This window comes from Streptomyces sp. NPDC087901 (genome assembly GCF_044742205.1).
GTDB lineage: Bacteria > Actinomycetota > Actinomycetes > Streptomycetales > Streptomycetaceae > Streptomyces.
The window spans coordinates 473602-489872 of sequence record NZ_JBIUUC010000005.1 but is presented as its reverse complement, the minus strand read 5'-3'; the positions used below and the strand labels follow the sequence as shown (position 1 = coordinate 489872).

The 16271-nt window shown below is 69.7% G+C and carries 14 protein-coding genes and 1 pseudogene; 11 read left to right on the top strand and 4 right to left on the bottom strand.

Translation table 11 applies throughout. The features are described 5' to 3' along the window. The first annotated feature begins 503 nt into the window (after positions 1-503). Entirely contained in the window at positions 504-1337 is an 834-nt protein-coding gene (locus tag ACIOEW_RS19305; RefSeq protein WP_362550602.1) for a class II glutamine amidotransferase, read from the top strand. Between the two features lie 76 nt (positions 1338-1413). Here ACIOEW_RS19305 and ACIOEW_RS19300 read toward each other — a convergent pair whose 3' ends face one another. After that, positions 1414-1992 (bottom strand): type 1 glutamine amidotransferase domain-containing protein, encoded by a 579-nt coding sequence (locus ACIOEW_RS19300; RefSeq protein ID WP_362550599.1) that lies wholly within the window; start codon positions 1990-1992, stop codon positions 1414-1416. Positions 1993-2235: 243 nt separating this feature from the next. Here ACIOEW_RS19300 and ACIOEW_RS19295 point away from each other — a divergent pair, with 243 nt between their 5' ends. Further along, on the top strand, positions 2236-3015 hold the full coding sequence (locus ACIOEW_RS19295; RefSeq protein WP_401964828.1) for an iron-containing redox enzyme family protein: 780 nt from the start codon (positions 2236-2238) through the stop codon (positions 3013-3015). A 221-nt stretch (positions 3016-3236) separates the two neighbouring features. Then, the gene (locus ACIOEW_RS19290) at positions 3237-4328 is read left to right on the top strand and encodes a glutamate--cysteine ligase (protein WP_401964827.1); all 1092 of its coding nucleotides are present in this window, start codon (positions 3237-3239) and stop codon (positions 4326-4328) included. Positions 4329-4384: 56 nt separating this feature from the next. Here the strand turns inward: ACIOEW_RS19290 and ACIOEW_RS19285 are convergent. Beyond that, positions 4385-4637 (bottom strand): annotated as a pseudogene (locus ACIOEW_RS19285) (ornithine decarboxylase); the annotation flags it as partial. 427 nt (positions 4638-5064) lie between these two features. Here ACIOEW_RS19285 and ACIOEW_RS19280 point away from each other — a divergent pair. Further along, positions 5065-5676 carry an endonuclease gene (locus ACIOEW_RS19280; protein ID WP_362550593.1) on the top strand — a complete coding sequence of 204 codons (612 nt, stop codon included), beginning with the start codon at positions 5065-5067 and terminating at the stop codon, positions 5674-5676. A 212-nt stretch (positions 5677-5888) separates the two neighbouring features. Here the strand turns inward: ACIOEW_RS19280 and ACIOEW_RS19275 are convergent, their stop codons facing one another. Further along, complete coding sequence (locus ACIOEW_RS19275) at positions 5889-6689, bottom strand: TSUP family transporter (RefSeq protein WP_401964826.1); 801 nt, start codon at positions 6687-6689, stop codon at positions 5889-5891. 84 nt (positions 6690-6773) lie between these two features. Here ACIOEW_RS19275 and ACIOEW_RS19270 point away from each other — a divergent pair, with 84 nt between their 5' ends. After that, positions 6774-7547 carry an AraC family transcriptional regulator gene (locus ACIOEW_RS19270; RefSeq protein ID WP_401964824.1) on the top strand — a complete coding sequence of 258 codons (774 nt, stop codon included), beginning with the start codon at positions 6774-6776 and terminating at the stop codon, positions 7545-7547. Positions 7548-7584: 37 nt separating this feature from the next. On the opposite strand, the gene ACIOEW_RS19265 is transcribed toward ACIOEW_RS19270, so the two are convergent. Continuing rightward, positions 7585-8532 carry a methionyl-tRNA formyltransferase gene (locus ACIOEW_RS19265; RefSeq protein ID WP_362550586.1) on the bottom strand — a complete coding sequence of 316 codons (948 nt, stop codon included), beginning with the start codon at positions 8530-8532 and terminating at the stop codon, positions 7585-7587. 246 nt (positions 8533-8778) lie between these two features. Between ACIOEW_RS19265 and ACIOEW_RS19260 the strand changes: the two genes are divergently transcribed. The 6 genes from ACIOEW_RS19260 to ACIOEW_RS19235 all read left to right on the top strand — a co-directional run bounded on the left by ACIOEW_RS19260 (position 8779) and on the right by ACIOEW_RS19235 (position 16221). Beyond that, entirely contained in the window at positions 8779-10134 is a 1356-nt protein-coding gene (locus ACIOEW_RS19260) for a lysine N(6)-hydroxylase/L-ornithine N(5)-oxygenase family protein (RefSeq protein WP_401964822.1), read from the top strand. A gap of 85 nt (positions 10135-10219) precedes the next feature. Further along, a complete protein-coding gene (locus tag ACIOEW_RS19255; protein ID WP_401964820.1) occupies positions 10220-11278 on the top strand; it encodes a FecCD family ABC transporter permease in 1059 nt (352 codons plus the stop codon). Then, complete coding sequence (locus ACIOEW_RS19250) at positions 11275-12336, top strand: FecCD family ABC transporter permease (protein ID WP_401964818.1); 1062 nt, start codon at positions 11275-11277, stop codon at positions 12334-12336. Before ACIOEW_RS19255 ends, ACIOEW_RS19250 begins: the two co-directional genes overlap by 4 nt. Next, positions 12337-13218, top strand: coding sequence for an ABC transporter ATP-binding protein (locus ACIOEW_RS19245; protein WP_401964817.1), 882 nt, complete (start codon positions 12337-12339; stop codon positions 13216-13218). Between the two features lie 113 nt (positions 13219-13331). Beyond that, positions 13332-14393 (top strand): iron-siderophore ABC transporter substrate-binding protein, encoded by a 1062-nt coding sequence (locus tag ACIOEW_RS19240; protein ID WP_401964816.1) that lies wholly within the window; start codon positions 13332-13334, stop codon positions 14391-14393. Positions 14394-14433: 40 nt separating this feature from the next. After that, positions 14434-16221: an ABC transporter ATP-binding protein gene (locus ACIOEW_RS19235; RefSeq protein ID WP_401964814.1), complete on the top strand. Its 1788-nt coding sequence runs from the start codon at positions 14434-14436 to the stop codon at positions 16219-16221. Positions 16222-16271: the final 50 nt, after the last annotated feature.

Sequence of the window (16271 nt, the reverse complement as noted above, 5' to 3'; positions counted from 1 at the left end):
GTGCCGTCCTTCGTGTGTGTCCGCCCGGCGGTGATGAACCCTGCCCGCCGGGCGACGGCGCCGGATCCGGGAATCTCCGGTTCCGCCTGGATCACCGCCCTGTTCCCGGCAGTGCCGGAAGTACGCTTCGACGCCTTCGCGTGTCCCCGGACCGCCGTTGAGTCAGCGAGCAAGCAGTTCGTCCTCCCCTGTGAGGTGCGCTTCCGCATCGTCCAGGCGCAGTGGGGACAGAGTGACGATCCCGTCGGACAGTTCCACTTCATGCGTCCGGCGATTCTCGACCCCGGCACCGAGGCGCACCACCGGATTCTCCCCTCAGCGAGGGTCCGGGCAGGGCGTGACGCCCTTGAGTACGCGGACGAGCCGGCCGGGCGGTCGGGCGACGGGTTCACGGAGTGGGTAGCGTGGTCAGAACAACGACAGCCGGACGCGTGGTGGACGAAGACGTGGCCCCGGTACGGCGGTCCGTTTCTTCACGCCCACATCTGGAAGGGGCGTCGCTCATGTGCAGATGGCTGGCCTACTCGGGCACGAGCGCCGTGCTCGGTGATCTTCTCTACAAGCCGGAGCATTCGCTCATCGACCAGAGCCTGCACTCGCGTCTGGGTGTCGAGACGACCAACGGCGACGGATTCGGTGTCGGATGGTACGGGCCCGAAAGGGACACGCCTGCGATCATTCGAGACACGGGACCTGCCTGGAACAACCGCAATCTGCGGGAGCTCGCCGACCACATACGGTCACCGATGTTCTTCGCGCATGTCCGGGCGTCCACGGGAACGGCGATTCAGGAGACCAATTGCCATCCGTTCCGGCACGGCCGCTGGATGTGGATGCACAACGGAGCCGTCGCGGACTTCCACCGCCTGCGTCGCGCGCTTTCCCTGGCCGTGGATCCGGTGTTGTTCTCCGCCCTGGAAGGATCCACGGACTCGGAGGTGATGTTCTACCTGGCCATCACCTTCGGCCTCGACCAGGACGTGCCGGGCGCCGTGGCGCGCATGGCCGGACTGATCGAACGCCTGGGACACGAGCAAGGAGTGGAGCATCCACTCCAGATGACGGTGGCGGTGGCCGACGGTGAACGGCTGTGGGCTTTCCGCTATTCGAGTCTGCGTGCGTCCAGATCGCTGTTCTGTAGCACCAGGGTCGAAACGGTGCGGGCCCTGCACCCGGACCTGGATTTCCTGAGGGGGGTATCCGAAGGCACCCGCCTCGTGGTCTCGGAGCCCCTGGGCGGACTGCCCGGCGAGTGGAACGAAGTGCCGGAGAGCAGTTACGGAGTCATCGAGGCGGGCGCTGACCACTTCCTCCCCTTCGTACCCGAGGCCGTCTAGTACCCGAACCGTGTCACGCCCGGCCCCTTGCGGGCCGACCACCGGTCTGCCGCGGGCCGCCCGCCTGCCCGGCGGTTCAGGTGCCGGACAGGCCCGGGACGGCCAGTGCTGCGTCGATCTCCCGCACGAACGGTTCCAGGTCACCCGGGTTGCGTGAGGTGATGAGCTTCCAGCCGCCCGAATCGTCCGTGACGACCGGCTGATCGGCCCAGTCGCCACCCGCGTTGCGGATGTCGGTCTGCAGCGAGGCGTAGGAGGTGAGCCGCTTCCCCGAGACGGCGCCGGCCTCCACCAGGACCCAGGGCCCGTGGCAGATGGCCGCGACCGGTCGGCCGGATCCGGAGAACGCGCGCACGATCCGGCCGGCGGAGCCCTGCATGCGCAGCGTGTCGGCGTTCAACGTGCCTCCCGGGACGAGCAGAAGGTCGTAACCCGTCGGATCGACGTCGTCCAGAGTGAGGTCGGGGTGCAGGGTCCTGCCGGGCTCCTTGTCGCCGACGAGGGTCTCGACCGCGTCCATCGTCACTGCGGCGACATCGACCTGAGCACCCCATCCGCGCAGGTGATCGACCGGTACGACGAGCTCGTCCTGCTCCACGCCGTAGTTGGTGACGATGGCCAGGACCTTCCGCTTGCTCACGTCTTGGTCACTCATCAGCTGTCGCCCTTTCTGTCTGCGTGCGGGGAGTACCTGATCCCGTTCCTCCGGGGCCGCAGCCTCGGGGTTCCCCTCATCGCGGCGGTCATTCCCATGGTCCGCCCGGTCCCGGCAGCCTGCGTTTGTGCCGCGGTTCCCGCAACCGCACGTCATCCGAACCGCGTAACGGGGGGGACGGGGGCCGCGCCCCGGCCCGGTGGGGGCGCGGCCCCCGCCCGAGCGACGCCGCCACTCGCGGGAGTGGATCCGGCGAGCGAATGGGATCCGGCCCTGCTGGAGGTCCGGGCCGCGCTGAAGCGTCGCTTCGAGGCGGCCCTGCGTCGTGACGCCCCGCCCGGCGCGGGCCTGACCGAGACCTTCGAGGCGCCGCTCGTCGAGTTGGTCCGGGGCACAGGAGTCTCGCATTTTCTCCAGGAGAGCGGCACGCTGAACCAGCTCCGCGCCTACGCAGCGCTCCCGTGCCACCTGAAGGAAGCGGATCCGCACGCCTGGGTACTGCGGCCGCGCCAAGGCGGGCATGGCCGCAGTCGAGTACTACGAGTTCGGTGCCTGCCTGCCTGCCGGGCGGGACGGGTGCACGCCCGGCTGTTCGCCGATCTCGTGGCGGATCTGGGCCTGGAGACGTCGTACGGCCACTACGTGGACGAGGGCCATGCCGAGGTGCTCGCCCTGGTCAACCTCATGTCCCTCTTCGGCCTGCACAGTCGGCTGCGTGGCGCTCCGGCCGGACACTTCGCCGCCGTGGAGATCACCTCGTCGCCCTCGTCACGGCGCCCGGCCCTCGCGATGCGGCGGGCGGAGGCGGGGCCGGCCGCAGAGCACTTCTACACCGAACACGTCGAGGCGGACGCGGTCCACGAACAGACCGTCCGCCACGACGTCGTCCGAGGCCTGCTGGACGAGGAACCGGCCCTGGAGGCGGACGTCGTGTCCGGCATCGACGCAACAGGGCGCCTGGAGGACCGGCTCGCCGCACGGCTGCTCTCCGACTGGCGTGGTGCATCACCTGTCCACAGCTGATGAGCGATGTGCTTCGCCCAGCGGCCGACACGGTGCCGGGGACGCCGGCCCTCTCCGGACCGGTGCCCGGGAGGTGTCTCACGGCATTGTGGGGGAACCTTTAAGGGCGCCGAGTGGACACGCAGGTGGGGCACAACCGCACCCGCGCGTGCGTGCGGCAGGGGTGCTGTGCGACAGCACATGACAAGGCGCGCCCGAGGGCGTCTGAGCGGGAGGACGCGATGGTGCGGACTGTGGGTGTCGAGGAGGAGCTGCTGCTCGTCGACGCACAGAGCCGTGAGCCCCGGGCCCTGTCGACGGCCGTGCTGGCCCTCGCGGAAGGCCGCGCGGAGGGCGACTCGGCCTTCGAGTCGGAACTCCATCGTCAGCAGCTGGAGTTCGCCACCAAGCCGTGCCGCGATATGCGCGAGCTCGGGGACGAGATCATGCGCTGGCGGGCCGAGGCCGCGGAGAGCGCCGCGCAGGCCGGCGCCGACGTGGTGGCCCTGGCGACGGCGCCGCTGCCCGTCAGCCCCTCGATCGGGGAGGGGGAACGGTACCGCTGGCTGGCCGAGAAGTTCGGCCTGACCACTCAGGAGCAGCTGACCTGCGGATGCCACATACACGTTTCCGTGGACTCGGACGAGGAGGGCGTCGGAGTGCTGGACCGCGTACGTCCGTGGCTGCCGGTTGTGCTCGCACTGAGCGCGAACTCACCTTTCTGGCAGGGGCAGGACACCGCGTATGACAGTTACCGGAGCAGGATCTGGGGACGCTGGCCCTCGGCCGGGCCGGTCGAGACCTTCGGCTCCGCGCGCCGCTACCACGAAGAAGTTCAGGCGCTTGTCGACACAGGCGTACTGCGCGACAAGGGAATGATCTATTTCGACGCGAGGCTCTCGCACCGGTACCCGACGGCAGAGGTCAGAGTCGCGGACGTGTGCCTGGACCCGGCCGACGCGGTGCTGCTCGCCACGCTGGTGCGCGGTCTGGTCGAGACGGCGGCGCGCAGCTGGAGCGCGGGGGATCCTCCCGACCCGGTCGGGGTAGGCCTCCTGCGTATGGCCGCCTGGCAGGCCGGCCGCTCAGGGCTGCATGGGCAGTTGCTCCATCCTGCGACCATGCGTCCCGAGCCCGCGTCCGACGTGGTGGGCGCTCTGCTCGCGCATGTCCACGATGCGTTGGAGGACAATGGAGACTTCACTGCCGCAGAGGACGCGGTCGGGCGCGTACTGGAGCGCGGGACAGGGGCACGGACACAGCGGGACGTACTCGCGCGCACGGGCAGTCTTCATGCCGTGGTGGCCGAGTGCGTGTCCAGGACCCGTGGCTGACACCGCGGCGGCCCCGCCCCACGAACGGCGGAGGGGGCCGGAAGGTGCCCCGCCCTTCAGGCACCGCCCCCGTCCGCGCAGACCCGTACGGTGTGCAGCTCCGGATCCGCCGGGTCGGGGGGCCATGCCCGCGTCGGGCCCGGTGCGGAGGTAGCGCAGCACGGGCTCGGCCAGCTTTTCGCCGGGCAGCACCATGGGGAAGCCGGGAGGGTACGGGGTGATCATCTGCGCGGCGGTCCGTCCGGCGGCCTGCTCGACGGGCACGTCCTCGGTGGCGGCGAAGTAGGCGTTGCGCGGCAGCCGTACGTGGACTCGCCGCGATTCTCGGCGCTCTCCTTCACGTGCTCGTACTGGCGCTCTCGCTTGCGGCTGGATCCTGCCGGCATGGCGTTCTCCTCCTCATACTCATAGGGTCTCTGCCTGAGGGCACGCGGCCCGCACGGCAGACAGTGATGCGCGCCGCCTACATCCGGGTTGCCACTGGTCCACGTCCGAAACATGGCACCGCCGCCATGACTGCGCCCATCGGGCCGTGCGCTCGTGTGACCCCGGGCGAAGGGCTCGTTCGGCGGGGTACCCGGGTTCTCACAAGCCCCCGCCCTCAACCGGACGAGTAGAATGAACGCCGGTCGGTGGCCCCTGCGCACAACACAACACAGTGGCGGATTGCGACACGCGGTGGCCAACGAGAACGATGCCGCCCCGCGGCGCCGGGTGGCTTCACGGGAGGTGCTCCATGTCCCGCCCTGCGACAGCGAAGCGGCTGCTGGAGGAGTACGGGCGCACATATGCCGAGGAAGCCGGGATCCAGCTCCGCAACACACCCGCCCCGCTGTACCGGCTGCTGACCCTGTGCGTGCTGTTGTCGGTTCGCATCAAAGCCGACATTGCGGTGACAGCGGCCCGGGAGCTGTCCGGAGCGGGGATGCGCACGCCGCAGGCGATGGTGAAATCCTCCTGGCAGGGCCGGGTGGATGCCCTGGGTCGCGCGCACTATCGTCGTTACGACGAGAGCACGGCCACCGCACTCGGAGACGGGGCGGAACTCTTGCTGGACCGGTACCGCGGGGACCTGCGGCGGCTGCGCGAGGAGGCCGGCGGAGATCCGGAGCGGATTCGCGGGCTGTTGCAGGAGTTTCCCAGGATCGGGCCCGTGGGAGCGGATATCTTCAGCCGTGAGGCGCAGGGTGTGTGGCCCGAGCTGCGCCCGGCGTTCGACGCCAGGGCCCGCCGTGCTGCCGCCGGGCTGGGGCTCCCGAAGACGCCCGAAGGGCTGGCCCGCCTCGTCGTCGACGATGATCTGCCGAGGCTTGCGGCTGCGCTGGTCCGGGTCGACCTGGCCAAGTGAGGCGTACGATGTCCGGCCGGCTCACAGCCGGCTTCGCCGGTTTCCGTGTGTTCAGCCCGGCCTCGCCTGCGGCGGCGGTCATCTGACGACCTCGTAGTGGAGGTGGGTCACGCCGGGCGCCATGAACGTTTCCAGCAGGCGCAGCCCGATGTGCGTGGGCAGGCTGTGGAAATGGGGGCGGCCGGCCCCCAGCAGGACGGGAACCTGGTGCGTTATACCGGGACCAGCATCGCGCCCGTCACCACGGCAAGGAGCCCGATGTAGGACCAGGCGTAGGCGCGGTCGGGTATCCGAGGCGGGCGCCGTCGCAGCACGGCGATGACGGGCAGGGCTCCGATGAGAAGCGCCGAGGCGGCGGGGAGGTCGATGAGGCCCACCAGATGCGCGGGGGCATCCACGGCGGGGCCCGTGGCGCCGCCCAGGGAGACCGCGGCGGCCGGGAGCGCGATGGCGAGGGTGAGGGGGTTGGCCAGTGCGGTCGCCATCGGCATCGTGTGCCCGGCCCGGCGCATGGCGGGCACGGTCATGACGCTGCCGCCCACGCCGAGGAAGGCGGCGACCGCACCGACCGGCGCGCCGAGAAGGGCCGGCAGCGGACGCAGGGCGCCTGAGACTTCCGTGACCCGGGTTCGCGGGCGCAGGAAGCCAGGACGCAGGAGCACGTCGGCGATGGTGAGAGCGACGTACGCGACGAACGCCCATCGGGCCAGGCCGGCCGGCGCAACGCGTGTGGCGAGCGCGCCGGCCCAGGCCCCGGCGGCCAGCAGGATCAGGAGCCTGCCGCTGCCGCGCAGCGCGACGAGTACCCGCCGCGGGGTGACGGCCGTCGCGAACCCCGCGTTCACCACCATCACCAGGGCCGAGGTGGCCGTGGCCACCCGCATCGCGTCGGCGCCGAGTGCGGCGTCCACCCACACCACGACCGGCACCGCGACGAACCCGCCACCGAACCCGAACAGCACCGTCGTCGCCCCGGTGAGGAGCCCGACCCCGATCAGCATCACCATGTCCATCCGCCCACTCCACCAGGCGCGAGCGAGGGCCCGCATGCGATGGTCGGCACATTTCTTTCGAGTGTCAGCCACTAGAGTGGAGGGGTGAAGAACGTTCCACTGGCCGATGTCGACCATGTCGACCGGACCGTCCTGCCGATCGGCACCGACTACCCGCCCGGCCACGTGCTGGACTGGCACGAACACCGGCGCGCGCAATTCCTCTACGGCGCCACCGGGGTCATGGTCGTCGATACCGCCGACGGGACCTGGACCGTTCCGCCCGAGCGTGCCGTGCTGATCCCCGCCGTCACCCTGCACCGGGTCCGCATGCTGGAAGTGAGTACCCGGAGTCTGTACATCGAGCCGGACGCCGTCCCCTGGTGGCCCCGGACCTGCACGGTCGTGGACGTCCCCGCCCTGCTACGCGAACTACTGCTGGCCGCAGCCGAGTTCGAGGCCGACTACAGCCTGTCCGGACGCGAGGGAAGCATCGCCGCGCTTCTGCTGTGCGAGATCGCCGCGTTGGCCCCGCTGCCGTTCCACGTGGGCATCCCCGCCTCCGTAGACTTCGCAAGGCTCTGCCGGGCGTACCTTGCCGCCCCTGACGTCGGCGTCGACAACGCCGGATGGGCGGCGGAAGTGGCCATGAGCGAACGGGCTTTCACCCGGCGCTTCCGTGCGGAAGCGGGTGAAAGCCCCGCCGTCTGGCGGACGCGCGCCCGCCTGCTCGCGGCCGTACCGTTGCTGCGCACCGCGTCGGTCAGTGAGGTCGGTGCCCGGATCGGCTATGCCACTCCGGCCGCGTTCACCGCCGCCTTCACACGCGCCTTCGGCATGCCCCCGTCCCGCTTCGCCGCGCATCGCCAGGAGCGGTGACGGAACCGCGTGAACGAGGGCGCCGGTCCGTCGTGCTTCAGGGACGGCTGGTCAGGTAGCCGCCCATGGAGGTGAAGTACTCCGTCGCCGGCATCTCCCGGCCGTCCTCGGTGCGTACGCGCGTCAGGGCCAGACCGTGGTTGCGGCCGGTACGGGCGTCCGCGCCGGCGACGATGACCACGCCCTCGCCCTCGCGGTAGAAGATCCGGCCGGGCGTTCCGCCGTAACGGGCCTGGGACACCACGGCGTCGAGGACCTCCAGGCGCTTGCCCTTGTGGAAGGCGAAGGCGCTGGGGTACGGCGCGGACTGGGCGCGCACCAGGCGTTCGAGATCCTGTGCCGGCCAGGTCCAGTCGATGCGGATGTCCTCGGCGGATCGCTTGTGGAAGAAGCTTGCCCGGGAGCGGTCCTGCTTGGTGAACTCGGTCTGCCCGGAGGCGATGAGGTCGAGTGCGGCCGTGGTGACCGGGGCGATGAGGTCGACGGTCTTGTGGAAGAGGTCGGTGGTGGTGTCCGCCGGTCCGACCGGGACCGCTTCCTGCCGGACGATGTCACCGGCGTCGAGTTCGTCGTTCATCATGTGCGCGGTGACGCCCACTTCGCGCTCGCCGTTGATCAGGGCCCAGATCAGCGGCGAGAAGCCGGCGTACTTCGGCAGCAGTGAGTCGTGGATGTTCAGCGTGCCGCGGCGCGGGAGGGCGAAGATGCGCGGCGGGATCCACGTCCGCCAGTTGTTGGCCACGATGATGTCCGGGGCGGCCTCCTTGAGGCGCTCGAACAGTTCCTCGTCGTCGGGGCGGTTGCGGATCAGCACCGGAACGCCGTGCTTCTCGGCGAGGTCGGCGACGGAGTCGCTCCAGATCTTCTCGTACGCGTGGTCGCTCTTCGGGTGCGTCACGACCAGCACCACGTCGTGCTCGGAGTCCAGGAGGGCTTGCAGGGTGCGGTGCCCCCAGGTCTGGTAACCGAACATGACGACCCGCATGGGGTTCCTCCTCAGCGTAGGAATGGAGCGACAGCCAGTAAAGCAAGGCTTACCTAATCTGGCAACGGGCGTGAGTCGAAACCAAGTTGACCGCCCCCGATGCCCCGCTTGTCCGTTTCGGGCCTATCGACAGCTTCCCTGGATTAGCTTAGGCTCACCTAAGTTCAATCGGGCCACTCCGTCGGCGTGCCCGTCTTTCGCAGTTCCCCCACCTGACAGGCGGCTTCCCCGCACGATGGGAGTGACATGTCACAGGTTCGTCCTGGCGACGCACCACCGGTCCACGACCTCATTGGCATCGGCTTCGGCCCGTCCAATGTGGCGATGGCGATCGCGATCAGCGAGCACAACGCACGCAGCGCCACCCAGGAGGCGGTCAGTGCTCACTTCTTCGAGCAGCAGCCGCGATTCGGCTGGCACCGCGGCATGCTCATCGACGACGCGACCATGCAGGTGTCCTTCCTCAAGGACCTGGTGACGCTCCGGAACCCCTCCAGCGAGTTCAGCTTCCTCTGCTATCTGCAGAGCAAGGGGCGGCTGGTCGACTTCATCAACCACAAGAACCTCTTCCCGCTGAGGGTGGAGTTCCACGACTACTTCGAGTGGGCCGCGGCGCAGGTCGACAGCATGGTCTCCTACGATCACGAGGTCGTCGGTGTCACGCCCGTCGTCCACGACGGAGCCGTGGAGTACATGGACGTGACGGTCCGGTCGGGGGAGGGGCTCACGGTTCACCGCGCCCGCAACCTCGTCATCGGGACCGGGCTGCGCCCCCTCGTGCCGGAGGGCGTGGAGCGCGGTGACCGGATCTGGCACAACTCCGAACTGCTGGCGAAGGTCGATACGTTGGAGGGCACCTCGCCCTCGCGGTTCGTGGTCGTGGGTGCCGGACAGAGCGCCGCCGAGAATGTGGCCTATCTGCACCGCCGCTTCCCCGGGGCCGAGATCTGCGCGGTCTTCTCCCGCTACGGCTACAGCCCCGCCGACGACAGCAGCTTCGCCAACAAGATCTTCGACCCCGGGGCGGTCGACGAGTACTTCGCCGCCCCCGAGGGCGTCAAGCGCAAACTGATGGACTACCACGGCAACACCAACTACTCCGTGGTGGACATCGACCTGATCGACGACCTGTACCGCCAGATGTACCAGGAGAAGGTGCTCGGCACCGAGCGGCTGCGTTTCCTCAACGTGTCGCGGCTCGAAGAGGTCAAGGAGACACCGGACCACGTCCGGGCCAGTGTGAGGTCCCTCGTCACGGGTGAGGAGACGGTCCTGGACGCCGACGTCGTGGTGCTCGCCACCGGCTACAGACCCGCCGACCCCCTCGGACTCCTGGGCGACGTCGCGGACCGGTGCCTGCGGGACGACCAGGGCCGCGTCCGCGTCGAGCGGGACTACCGCATCGCGACGGACTCCGGCCTGCGCTGCGGCATCTACCTCCAGGGAGGTACGGAGCACACGCACGGCATCACGTCGGCGCTGCTGTCCAACACCGCGATTCGGGTCGGAGAGATCCTGGACTCGCTGCTCGACCGGGGCGTCGTTCCCGCTTCCGACGAGGCGCGGCCGGTCGCCGGCGGAACGGGCAGCACGCCCCGCTAGACGATGCGACGACACGGCGCGGACCGGCCACCGGCTCCGGACCGCCGTGCCGTCCGAGTGGATCAAAGGGATAGCGTACGTCGACATGAGCACGACTGCAGTTGAGCGCCCCGTGGCCAGGGGGACAACGACGGCCCGCCGGAGGCGGGTTGTGGGTTTCGGGGTGCTTCTGGCGATCCTCCTGGCCGCGGGAGCGGTGTCCCTGGCCGTGGGCGCGCGTGCGCTGAGTCCCGCCGAGGTGTGGCACGGGCTGTTCGCGGCGCCGGAATCCGACCAGCGGCTCACCGAGATCCGGCTCATCGTGCGGACCGTGCGGGTGCCCCGGACGGTGCTCGCCGTCGTCGCGGGCATCGCCCTGGGAGTCGGTGGCTCGCTGATCCAGGGCTACACGCGGAACCCGATCGCGGACACGGGGCTGCTGGGGGTGAACGCGGGCGCCTCGTTCGCCGTGGTGTCGGTGATCGCCGTGTTCGGGTTCACCAGCCCGTTCCAGTACGTCTGGTTCGCCTTCCTGGGGGCGGCGGTCGCCGGTGTCGTCGTGTTCGGCCTGGCGAGTATCGGCAGGGGCGCCGGCAACCCGCTGACGCTCGCACTGGCCGGTCAGGGGATCACCGTGTTCCTCGCCGCCATGACGACCGCGGTCGCGCTGTCGGACCAGAAGGCGCTGAACGCGCTGCGGTTCTGGAACGCCGGCTCCGTCGCGGGCGTCGGCTTCGAGGTGATCTGGCCGGTGACCGCGTTCGTCGCCGTAGGCCTGGTGTTCGCGCTCGCCATGCTGCCCTCGCTCAACCTGCTGAACCTGGGTGACGACGTGGCGCGGGGACTGGGCGTGAACATCGCGCTGAGCCGGACGGTCGGCATTCTCGCCATCACCCTGCTGGCGGGCGCGGCGACTGCGGCGTGCGGTCCCATCGCGTTTCTCGGGCTCATGGTCGCTCATGTGGCCCGCTATCTGACCGGACCGGACTACCGCTGGCTGGTTCCGTACGCGGGACTCCTCGGTGCCGTCGTCCTCCTGGTCTGCGACATCGTGGGCCGACTGGTGGTGCGACCGGGCGAGTTGGACGCGGGTGTCGTCGTCTCCGTCCTCGGCGCGCCGTTCTTCGCGGCTCTGGTGTGGCGTGGAAAGTTCAGGAGCGCATGAACGTGACAGAGACGAAGCCCTCGTTGGCGCCCGGCGTACGGCTCGGCCAGGTGTCGTTCGTATGGCGGCCCTGGATCGTGCTGGTCACCCTGGTGCTGGCGGTCGCGGTCTTTCTGGTGTTCTGCCTTTCCATCGGGGTCGGGGACTTCCCCATCGGCCTCCCCCGGGTGATCGCCACGATCCTCGGCCGGGGCGAGCAGATCGACGAGTTCGTGATCATGGATCTGCGTATGCCGCGCGCCATGGCCGGGCTCGTGGTCGGGATCGCGCTCGGCGTGTCCGGGGCGATCACCCAGTCCGTCGCGCGCAACCCCCTGGCCAGCCCGGACATTCTCGGGATCACCGGGGGCGCGAGCGTGGTCGCGGTCTTCCTGGTGACGGTGTCGGGCGGGACGGCCGCGGCGGTCGTCAGCGCCGTGGGGGTGTCGGCTGCGGCGCTCGCGGGCGGTCTCGGGGCAGGGCTGCTGGTGTACTTCCTGGCGTGGCGACGGGGGATCGACGGCTTCCGGCTCATCCTCATCGGCATTTCGGTGAGCGCCATGGCGGAGGCGGTCACGACATGGCTGCTGGTCTCCGCGGACATCAGGGACGTGGCCCGGGCGCAGGCGTGGCTGGTCGGCTCGCTGGACAACCGGTCGTGGGACGAGGTCCGGGTGGCGCTCTGGTGTTCGCTCGTCCTGATGGTCGTCGTGGCCTGCGTCGCGTTCCAGTTCAAGCCGATGCACCTCGGGGACGAGGTCGCCGCGGGCCTCGGTGTCCGGTACACGATGGTCCGGGCCGTCCTGCTGCTGTGCGCGGTGCTGCTGGCCGCGGTGGCGGTGAGCGCGGCGGGCCCGGTCCCGTTCGTCGCGCTGGTGGCGCCGCAGGTGGCGATGCGTCTGGCGAGATGCCCCACACCGCCGATGGTGGCCTCCGGACTGGTCGGCGCACTGCTGCTGACCGGATCCGACCTGGTCGCGCGCTCGGCGCTGCCGATCTCGCTCCCGGTCGGTGTGGTCACCGCCGCGATCGGCGGCCCCTTCCTTGTGTATCTGCTGGTGCGGGCGAACCTCAGATAGATGACAGACGAGTTGGACTACCCGGAGAAAGGGGGGCCTGTGGCCGTTCACCACACCACCACCGAGGTCGAGTCGGTGGGCAGGGACACTTCACGGCTGGCCGCCAGAGGTGTCACGGTCGGATACGGGGGCCGGACGGTCATCGACGATCTGGACGTCGCGATCCCGCCAGGGGTGATCACCACGATCATCGGCCCCAACGGCTGTGGGAAGTCCACCCTGTTGCGCACCCTGACGCGTCTGCTCAGGCCGGCCAAGGGTGCGGTGGTGCTGGACGGGGAGGACATCGCCGCGCTCAGGACCAGGGATGTGGCGAAGAAGCTCGGCCTGCTTCCGCAGGCCCCTGTCGCCCCGGAGGGGCTGACGGTGGCCGACCTGGTCGCCAGGGGGCGCCATCCGCACCAGAGCTGGCTGCGGCAGTGGTCGTCGGACGACGCCGGCGTCGTGGAGAAGGCTCTGGCCATGACGGGGGTGTCCGATCTGGCCGACCGTCCCGTCGACTCGCTGTCAGGCGGACAGCGCCAGCGCGTCTGGATATCGATGACTTTGGCTCAGGGCACCGACCTGCTGCTGCTGGACGAACCGACCACCTATCTGGACCTGGCGCACGCGATCGATGTGCTCGACCTGGTGGACGACCTGCACGAGTCGGGATGCACCGTGGTCATGGTGTTGCACGACCTCAATCTGGCCACGCGGTACAGCGACAACCTCGTCGTGATGCGGGAGGGGGCGATCCTGGCGCAGGGGCACCCGCGGGACGTCATCACCGCCGAGCTGCTGCACGAGGCGTTCGGGCTGCGCGCCATGGTGATCGACGACCCGGTCGGCGACCGGCCTCTCATCGTGCCGATCGGCCGCACCCACGTACATCTCAACTAGGTTTCGGACAGGGGAGATACGCCAGTTAGGCTAGGCTGCCCTCACTCGGTCGGGGTAAGGTTTGGCTGCCCTTACACGGGGTCAGTGGACAGTGCGAAAGCAAGGGATTCCGGATGCTCACCCATAGAACGATGCTCACGAAGCCCTGGCGGCGGCTGGCGGCGACGGTGTCCGCCGCGGCCCTCGGCATCGGCCTCCTGGCGGGATGCGGTTCAGACTCGACGGACGACACGGACAAGGCGAGCGGCAAGGCTCCGGCTGCGGCCTCCGGTGCGTTCCCGGTCACCGTGGAGCACGCGTTCGGATCCACGAAGATCACCAAGGCCCCCCAGCGGGTCGTCTCCGTCGGCTACACGGACGACCAGGCCATCCTGGCGCTCGGCATCAAGCCGGTCGGGATGGTCGACCAGTACGAGAACCCCGCCGGCAAGTCCCCCGACATCAACACCCAGTGGCCCTGGGTGAAGGACAAGTGGGGCGACACCCGGCCCGAGGTCATCATGAAGAACGGTGACCAGGGCCCCAACTACGAGAAGATCGCCGCCCTTCGGCCGGACCTGATCATCGCGGTCTACTCCGAGGTCGACCAGGCCGCGTACGACAAGCTCTCGAAGATCGCTCCGACGGTGGGCCGTACCAAGGCCGAGAAGGAGCCCTTCAGCGGGCCGTGGCAGGACAACGCCGTCCACATCGCCAAGGCGCTCGGCAAGGAGAGCGAGGGCACCGCGCTGGTCAAGGGCATCCAGGACAGGCTCGACGCGGCCGCCAAGGCCCACCCGGAGTTCGCGAAGCAGACCGCCGTCGCGCTGTCCTGGTACGAGAAGTCCGTGGCGCCGTTCACCACCACCGACGTGCGCGGGCGGCTGGTGACGGGCATCGGCTACAAGGGCGCGACGGAGATCGACAAGATCGCGGGCGGCTCGTTCTACACAAAGCTCTCCCCGGAGCGCATGGACCTCGTCGACGTCGACCGCATCTTCGTCATCAATGACAAGGCCGACCAGGAAGCCATGAAGAAGTCCGAGCTGTTCGGCAACCTGAAGGCCGTCAAGGAGGGCCGGGTGTCGTACATGCTCGACAGCGAGGGTCCGGCGGTCGGCGCGGCCATGTCCCAGGGAACCCTGCTGTCCCTGCCGTACGCGATCGACGAGCTCGTGAAGTCGGTCGACCAGTGACGTCGGCCGACACTCCCGGCCGGCTCGCACCGGCGTGCGTGTGAGCGCCACCGGAACCCACTCCGCCCCGGCAACCCTGCGCACGGCGACCGGGGGTGAGGCCACCCGATGGATCACGGCACACTGCCGTGAGGTGCCGTGGCTGGCCACCGCCACCGTGCTCACCACGGTCGCCGGGGCGGCGCTCCAGGTACTCCCGGTACTTCTGCTCGGCCAGGTGGTCGACGGGGTGGTCGAGGGCGAATCGCGTTCGCTCCTCGTCAGGATCGGGGTGCTGATGGTGGCCGCCGCGCTGCTCGGGGCGGCGGCCACCGCGGGATCGACGTACCTGATCGGGCGACTGGGCGCGGACCTGCTCGCCCGGCTGCGGGAAAGCGCCGTCCGCGCGGTGCTGGGGATGCCGAGCGCGCGGATCGAGCAGGTCGGCCGGGGAGACGTGCTCTCCCGGGTCGGTGACGACGTGGCTGTCCTGTCCCGGGGCATCCGCTCGGCCATCCCTACCGTGTTCACGGCAGGGATGCTGGTCGTCATCGCCACAGCCGGCATGTTCGGGCTGGACTGGCGGCTCGGCCTGGCCGGCGCGGGCGCGCTGCCCGCGTACGCACTTGCCCTGCGCTGGTACCTTCCCCGGTCGGCGCCGCTCTACCGGAAGCAGCGGGCGGCCCAGGCCGACCGGGCGCAGGCGTTGATCAGCGGGCTGAACGGGATCGACACGGTCCGGGCCTACCGCCTGGAGGGTGCGTTCCGCGAGAAGGTCACGAGCGAGTCGTGGCGGGTGCGCGAACTCGGCATCAAGGTGTTCCGGTTCTTCGGCCGCTTCGTCGGCAGGGAGAACCGTGCCGAGTTCATCGGGCTGGTCCTCATCCTTCTGGTCGGATATGCCCTGCTGGAAGGTGATGCGGCCACGCTCGGCGAGGTGTCGGCCGCTCCGCTGATGTTCCACCGGCTGTTCACGCCGCTCGGCGCCATCATGTTCACGTTCGACGAGGCGCAGAAGTCGGGCGCGAGCCTGACCCGGCTGGTCGGGGTGCTGGGGGAGGGCGCGCAGGACCGCCTGGTGGGCGATGCCACCGTGGCGCCCGCGGACTCCGTTCCGTACCAAGTGACGGTGGAGGGGCTGACGTTCAGTTATCCCGATGCCGAGGATCCGGTCCTGAGAGACGTCAGTCTGACGATTCCGGCCGGTGGTTCCCTCGCTCTGGTGGGGGCGACGGGTGCGGGCAAGTCGACCCTCGCCGCGCTGATCGCGGGTATCGGGACCCCGCAGTCCGGCTCGGTGCGGATCGGATCGAATGACCTCGCCGGTCTGGACGAGGCCGGAGCCCGGGCCCTGGTCAGCATCCTGACGCAGGAGACGCACGTGTTCTCCGGTCCGCTCGCCGACGATCTGCGGCTGGCCGCGCCGGAGGCGACCGACGCGGAGCTGACGGACGCGCTGCGGACGGTCGGAGCGGGAGTGTGGGCCGACGCGCTGCCGGACGGGCTGCGGACCATGGTCGGCGAGGGCGGCGAGCGCCTGGACGTCACCAAGGTCGCCCAGATCGCCCTGGCCCGGCTGGTGTTGGCCCGGTCTCCGGTGGTGGTCCTGGACGAGTCGACGGCGGAGGCCGGCAGTGAGGGTGCCGCCGAGCTGGAGCGGGGCGTGCTCGCCGCTTGCGCGGGCCGGACCACGCTGTTCGTGGCGCACCGGCTGACCCAGGCGATGGCCGCGGACCGGATCGCCGTGCTGGACGCGGGACGGGTCGTGGAGCAGGGGACGCACGAGGAGTTGGTGGCTCTGGGCGGCCGGTACGCACGACTGTGGCGGGCCTGGCGAGAGGGTAGTTAGGTAAGCCTTAGTTAGGCTAGGCTCAGTCGCATATCTCGGATGGGAAGCGG

Bases quoted from the DNA above. Each gene is read 5' to 3' on its own strand.
- ACIOEW_RS19305 (WP_362550602.1), top strand. From the start codon at position 504: ATGTGCAGATGGCTGGCCTACTCGGGCACGAGCGCCGTGCTCGGTGAT.
- ACIOEW_RS19300 (WP_362550599.1), bottom strand. From the start codon at position 1,992: ATGAGTGACCAAGACGTGAGCAAGCGGAAGGTCCTGGCCATCGTCACC.
- ACIOEW_RS19290 (WP_401964827.1), top strand. From the start codon at position 3,237: ATGGTGCGGACTGTGGGTGTCGAGGAGGAGCTGCTGCTCGTCGACGCA.
- ACIOEW_RS19280 (WP_362550593.1), top strand. From the start codon at position 5,065: ATGTCCCGCCCTGCGACAGCGAAGCGGCTGCTGGAGGAGTACGGGCGC.
- ACIOEW_RS19275 (WP_401964826.1), bottom strand. From the start codon at position 6,689: ATGGACATGGTGATGCTGATCGGGGTCGGGCTCCTCACCGGGGCGACG.
- ACIOEW_RS19265 (WP_362550586.1), bottom strand. From the start codon at position 8,532: ATGCGGGTCGTCATGTTCGGTTACCAGACCTGGGGGCACCGCACCCTG.
- ACIOEW_RS19260 (WP_401964822.1), top strand. From the start codon at position 8,779: ATGTCACAGGTTCGTCCTGGCGACGCACCACCGGTCCACGACCTCATT.
- ACIOEW_RS19255 (WP_401964820.1), top strand. From the start codon at position 10,220: ATGAGCACGACTGCAGTTGAGCGCCCCGTGGCCAGGGGGACAACGACG.
- ACIOEW_RS19250 (WP_401964818.1), top strand. From the start codon at position 11,275: ATGAACGTGACAGAGACGAAGCCCTCGTTGGCGCCCGGCGTACGGCTC.
- ACIOEW_RS19245 (WP_401964817.1), top strand. From the start codon at position 12,337: ATGACAGACGAGTTGGACTACCCGGAGAAAGGGGGGCCTGTGGCCGTT.
- ACIOEW_RS19240 (WP_401964816.1), top strand. From the start codon at position 13,332: ATGCTCACCCATAGAACGATGCTCACGAAGCCCTGGCGGCGGCTGGCG.